Source organism: Stenotrophomonas sp. 2YAF22 (assembly GCF_052114665.1).
In the GTDB taxonomy this organism is placed as follows: Bacteria; Pseudomonadota; Gammaproteobacteria; order Xanthomonadales; family Xanthomonadaceae; genus Stenotrophomonas; species Stenotrophomonas indicatrix.
The window spans coordinates 1-4,439 of the sequence record NZ_JBFRFE010000355.1 but is presented as its reverse complement, the minus strand read 5'-3'; the positions used below and the strand labels follow the sequence as shown (position 1 = coordinate 4,439).

The 4,439-nt window shown below is 67.1% G+C and carries 6 protein-coding genes; 3 read left to right on the top strand and 3 right to left on the bottom strand.

Annotated features, from left to right (window positions below; all coding sequences use genetic code 11):
* Positions 1–557: heme ABC exporter ATP-binding protein CcmA (gene ccmA / locus AB4Y84_RS14250; protein ID WP_442250319.1), on the bottom strand; the 557-nt coding region annotated here is incomplete at its 3' end.
* A 205-nt stretch (positions 558–762) separates the two neighbouring features.
* On the opposite strand from ccmA, the gene AB4Y84_RS14245 reads away from it, so the two are divergent.
* The 3 genes from AB4Y84_RS14245 to AB4Y84_RS14235 all read left to right on the top strand — a co-directional run bounded on the left by AB4Y84_RS14245 (position 763) and on the right by AB4Y84_RS14235 (position 3,275).
* Positions 763–1,911 (top strand): pyridoxal phosphate-dependent aminotransferase, encoded by a 1,149-nt coding sequence (locus AB4Y84_RS14245; protein ID WP_442250318.1) that lies wholly within the window; start codon positions 763–765, stop codon positions 1,909–1,911.
* 14 nt (positions 1,912–1,925) lie between these two features.
* Positions 1,926–2,732: an amidohydrolase gene (locus AB4Y84_RS14240; protein ID WP_442244292.1), complete on the top strand. Its 807-nt coding sequence runs from the start codon at positions 1,926–1,928 to the stop codon at positions 2,730–2,732.
* A gap of 105 nt (positions 2,733–2,837) precedes the next feature.
* Positions 2,838–3,275 carry a hypothetical protein gene (locus AB4Y84_RS14235; RefSeq protein ID WP_025876484.1) on the top strand — a complete coding sequence of 146 codons (438 nt, stop codon included), beginning with the start codon at positions 2,838–2,840 and terminating at the stop codon, positions 3,273–3,275.
* Here AB4Y84_RS14235 and AB4Y84_RS14230 read toward each other — a convergent pair.
* Together AB4Y84_RS14230 and AB4Y84_RS14225 are read right to left on the bottom strand one after the other, a co-directional pair.
* The gene (locus tag AB4Y84_RS14230; RefSeq protein WP_442244293.1) at positions 3,262–3,582 is read right to left on the bottom strand and encodes a hypothetical protein; all 321 of its coding nucleotides are present in this window, start codon (positions 3,580–3,582) and stop codon (positions 3,262–3,264) included. The genes AB4Y84_RS14235 and AB4Y84_RS14230 overlap by 14 nt on opposite strands.
* Before the next feature lie 68 nt (positions 3,583–3,650).
* The coding region (locus tag AB4Y84_RS14225; protein ID WP_442250317.1) for an MFS transporter at positions 3,651–4,439 on the bottom strand (789 nt) is incomplete at its 5' end.

Genomic DNA, 4,439 nt, shown 5'->3' with positions numbered 1-4,439 from the left:
CCATGAGTAGTGACCAGAGCGGCGCCACCGCTGCGCAGGTGTGCGGAAATCATCCGGTTGACGAGGTTGATGCCTTCCAGGTCGAGGTTGGCATAGGGTTCGTCGAGTAGCCACAGTGGTGCCGGCGACAACCAGATGCGGGCCAGCGCCAGCCGCCGCTTCTGTCCGGCCGACAGGTGCCGCACCAGGGTGTCTTCGTAGCCGGCCAGTCCGACGATGGCCAGCGCATTGCCCGGCATCTGCCGGGCGCGGCGGCCGTGCAGGCCGCACAGGAAATGCAGGTTCTCCAGCGTGTCCAGGTCCGGCTTCAGTGCCGGCAGGTGGCTGAGGTAGGCAACATAGCGCGCACGCTCGGCGTTGCTGGCCGGCCTGCCATCGATCAGCACCTGGCCCGCGCCCGGGCGCGCCAGGCCCGACAGCACGCGCAGCAGCGTGGTCTTGCCGGCACCGTTGCCGCCCTGCACCAGCAGCGCCTCGCCGGCATCCACGTGGAAGTCCAGCGGGCCGAACACCGGCTCGTCATTGCGGGAGAAGCTCAGGCCGCTGGCGGCCAGCAATGCAGGGGTGTTCAAGGCGCAGGAGTCTTCATGCGGGAGTGCGGCAGCAATTGTAGCGGTGAAACCGCATCGGGTAGTGCTGGCCGCTGGCCGGCAGCTCTGCAAGGGGCCGGTGTGGCGGGTCGAGGTTGCCGGCCAGCGGCCGGCACTACATCAGCACGGATTGCGTAAACTCAGGGGTCTGTCTCCCCATCCCCCCAGGCCGATGCAACCGAACACCAAGCTGCCCAAGGTCGGTACCACGATCTTTACCGTGATGTCCCAGCTCGCCGCCGAACACGGCGCGGTCAACCTCGGCCAGGGGTTCCCGGATTTCTCCGCGCCGCAGCGCCTGATCGACGAAACCACCAAGGCGATGGCCGCCGGCCTGAACCAGTACCCGCCGATGACCGGCGTGGCACCGCTGCGCCAGGCCATCGCGCAGAAGTCGCTGGACCTGTACGGCGCGACGATCGATCCGGACACCGAGATCACCGTCACCAGCGGAGCCACCGAGGCGATCTTCAACGCCATCCACGCCGTGGTGCGTGCCGGTGAGGAAGTGATCGTGCTCGACCCGGCCTACGACTGCTACGAACCGGCCATCGAACTGGCTGGCGCCACGGCAGTGCATGTGCCGCTGGACCCGCAGACCTTCGCCRTCGACTGGGATCGCGTACGTGCGGCGATCACTCCGCGCACCCGCCTGCTGATGGTCAACACCCCGCACAACCCGTCCGGCGCGATGCTGGACGAAGCGGACATGCAGGCGCTGGCCGATGTGCTGCGCGGCACGCAGATCTACCTGATCTCCGATGAGGTGTACGAGCACATCATCTACGACGGCCGCCGCCACGAATCGGCGCTGCGCTACCCGGAACTGCGCGAGCGCACCTTCGTCATCTCCAGCTTCGGCAAGACCTATCACTGCACCGGCTGGAAGATCGGCTATGCGGTGGCGCCAGCGGCGATGACCGCCGAGTTCCGCAAGGTGCACCAGTACAACACCTTCACCAGCTTCGGCCCGGCGCAGTACGGTTTCGCCGCGATGATCCGCGACGAGCCGCAGCATCATCTCGAACTGGGCGCGTTCTATGAAGCCAAGCGCGACCGCTTCCGCGAGCAGCTGGCCGGCACCCGCCTGAAGGCGCTGCCGGTGCCGGGCGGCTACTTCCAGCTGGTCGACTATTCGGCCATCAGTGACCTGCCGGACCACGAGTTCGTGAAGTGGCTGACCATCGAGAAGGGCGTCACCGCCATTCCGCTGTCGCCGTTCTACGAAACCGCGCCGGTCGGTCAGCGCCTGGTGCGCCTGTGCTTCGCCAAGAACGAGGCCACCCTGGACGCGGCGATCGAACGCCTGCGCCTGCTGTGAGCGGAGGAGACAGCATGCAGGACCTACGCATTTCCCTCGTCCAGGGCGACACCCGCTGGCACGACCCGGCGGGCAACCGTGAGTACTACGGTGCGCTGCTGGAGCCGCTGGCCGGGACCACCGATCTGGTGATCCTGCCGGAAACCTTCACCAGTGGCTTTTCAAACGAAGCCATCGCCCAGGCCGAAGGCATGGACGGCCCGACCGTGGCGTGGGTGCGCGCGCAGGCCAAAGCCTTGAATGCGGCAGTGATCGGCAGCGTGCAGCTGCGCGATGGCGAGGGCGTCTACAACCGCCTGCTGTTCGCCACCCCCGATGGTGGCCTGCAGTACTACGACAAGCGCCACCTGTTCCGTTACGGCGGCGAGCACGAGCGCTATGCCGCCGGCCGCGACCGCCTGTGCGTGGAATGGAAGGGCTGGCGGATCAATCCGCAGGTCTGCTACGACCTGCGTTTCCCGGTGTTCTGCCGCAACCGCTACAACGTCGAGCGTGCCGAACAACTGGACTTCGACCTGCAGATCTTCGTCGCCAACTGGCCTTCCGCGCGCGCCTACGCGTGGAAGACCCTGCTGCGCGCGCGCGCGATCGAGAACCTGTGTTTCGTCGCTGCGGTCAACCGCGTAGGCGTGGATGGCAACCAGCTGCATTACGCTGGCGACAGCGCGGTCATCGACTTCCTCGGCCAGCCGCAGGTGGAGATCCGCGAGCGCGAGCAGGTGGTGACCACCACCATCTCCGCCGAAGCACTGGCCTCGCATCGTGCACGCTTCCCGGCCATGCTCGATGCCGATGCCTTCCATCTGGATGTGCAGGCCTGATACGGCGGCTGAACGCTTCCCGCCCCACCGCGCGCGCCTGCATCCAACGTGCACGCGCGCGCTGCTAGATTCGCCCACATTCCGACCGATGTGGATGTTCTGCCGATGAATACCAAGCCGTTTGCCCTGCTGCTGGCGCTCGCCGCAGCGTCCCTGGCCCCGACCGCGCAGGCCGGTGGCAACCTTGACTGCCAGCTGCGCTACAACCTGTCCGGCTGGTCACTGATCTACAAGACCGCCTCGGGCAACGGCACCATCCACTGCACCAACGGTTCCAGCATGCCGGTGCGGATCCAGCTGAAGGGCGGCGGCCTGACCGTTGGCAAGTCGAAGATCACCGATGGCCGTGGCAGCTTCACCGGCGCCAGCAGCGTCGGCGAGCTGCTGGGCACCTACGCCTCGGTCGGCGCGCATGCCGGTGCGGTGAAGTCCAGCAACGCGCAGGTGATGACCAAGGGCGATATCTCGCTGGCCCTGTCCGGTACCGGCAAGGGCTGGGACCTGGGTGTGGACGGCGCGGCGTTCACCATCAGCCGGCGTTGAGTCGGGAGGGCTCCCCGGCTTCCCAGCTGATGCGGATGTAGTGCTGCTCGGCGTCGCTGGGCAGCCGTTCGACACTGAAGCGGTTCTCCAGCAGCTGCTCGACGACGCCGTCGACGAGGCGCTCGCTGGCCAGCGCCTTGTTGAAGCCGAACACGATGTAACGGCGGCCGTTTTCCGAGCCGACCTGGATCGATTTGTCCAGATCCCTGTAGTACTGCTCGATCGGTCGAATGGCGGCGTCAGCGTTTGCGCGGGCCTGTTCTGCGGTGATGTTGATCATCGGCATCTGCGTGGTTGCGGAGAACACGCACCATAGCCAGCGCTGCCACGCGGTTTCCGGCAGTGGCGCACAGTGCAGGGCGTTTGCAGCAATTCCTAGGCCAGCGCGCTCCGCGGACGCAGCAACCACAGCGCCAGCAGTGCACAGGCGATGATGGATGGCGCCAGCATCTGCAGTGCGCCGACAACGGCCATCGCCGCGCCGATCAGCAGGTAGTAGAGCAGGCCGAACAGGGCGCCGGCACTGCCCAGGCAATGTGCATAGCCGCGTAGTGCCTGCCCGAGCACGTTGGGGATGGCCAGGCCGAATCCCGCCACGACCGGCAGCATCGCCATCACGATGACCGGTTGCCCGCGCAGCAGCGCGGCCAGTACGCCACCAGCCAGTACCAGCGATGCCGCGATGCGGATGCGCGTCAACGCAGGAACGCCGGCACGCAACAGGCGGCCATTGGCCCACGCGCCCAACGCCGAACCCAGTGCCAGCACCGCACCGCTGGCGCCGAACCAGCTGGCCGGCCAGTGCAGGCGTGCGAACACGAACGGCCCCAGCGCGTACCAGCTGTACATGGCCACGTTGAAGGCCATGACCAGCAGCGCCTGCGACCAGATCCAGCGGTCGCCCAGCAGTTGCCGCAGCAGGGGCCGCAGCGCTACGGGCGCGATCTGCGCGGGGCGGCTTTCACGCAGCCCGGTCACGCAGCCGAGCATCAGCAATGCAGCGATCAGCAGCAGGCCGGCCTGCACGCCTGCATAGCCATCGGCAGCGACCAGCAGCGAGCCCAGCGCCAGCCCGATCGCCGGACTCAGCGCCAACGCCATGCCAATCCAGGAGAACGCCTGCGCCAGCGCGGACCCTTCAAGGTGGTCGCGCAGCACGGTCTG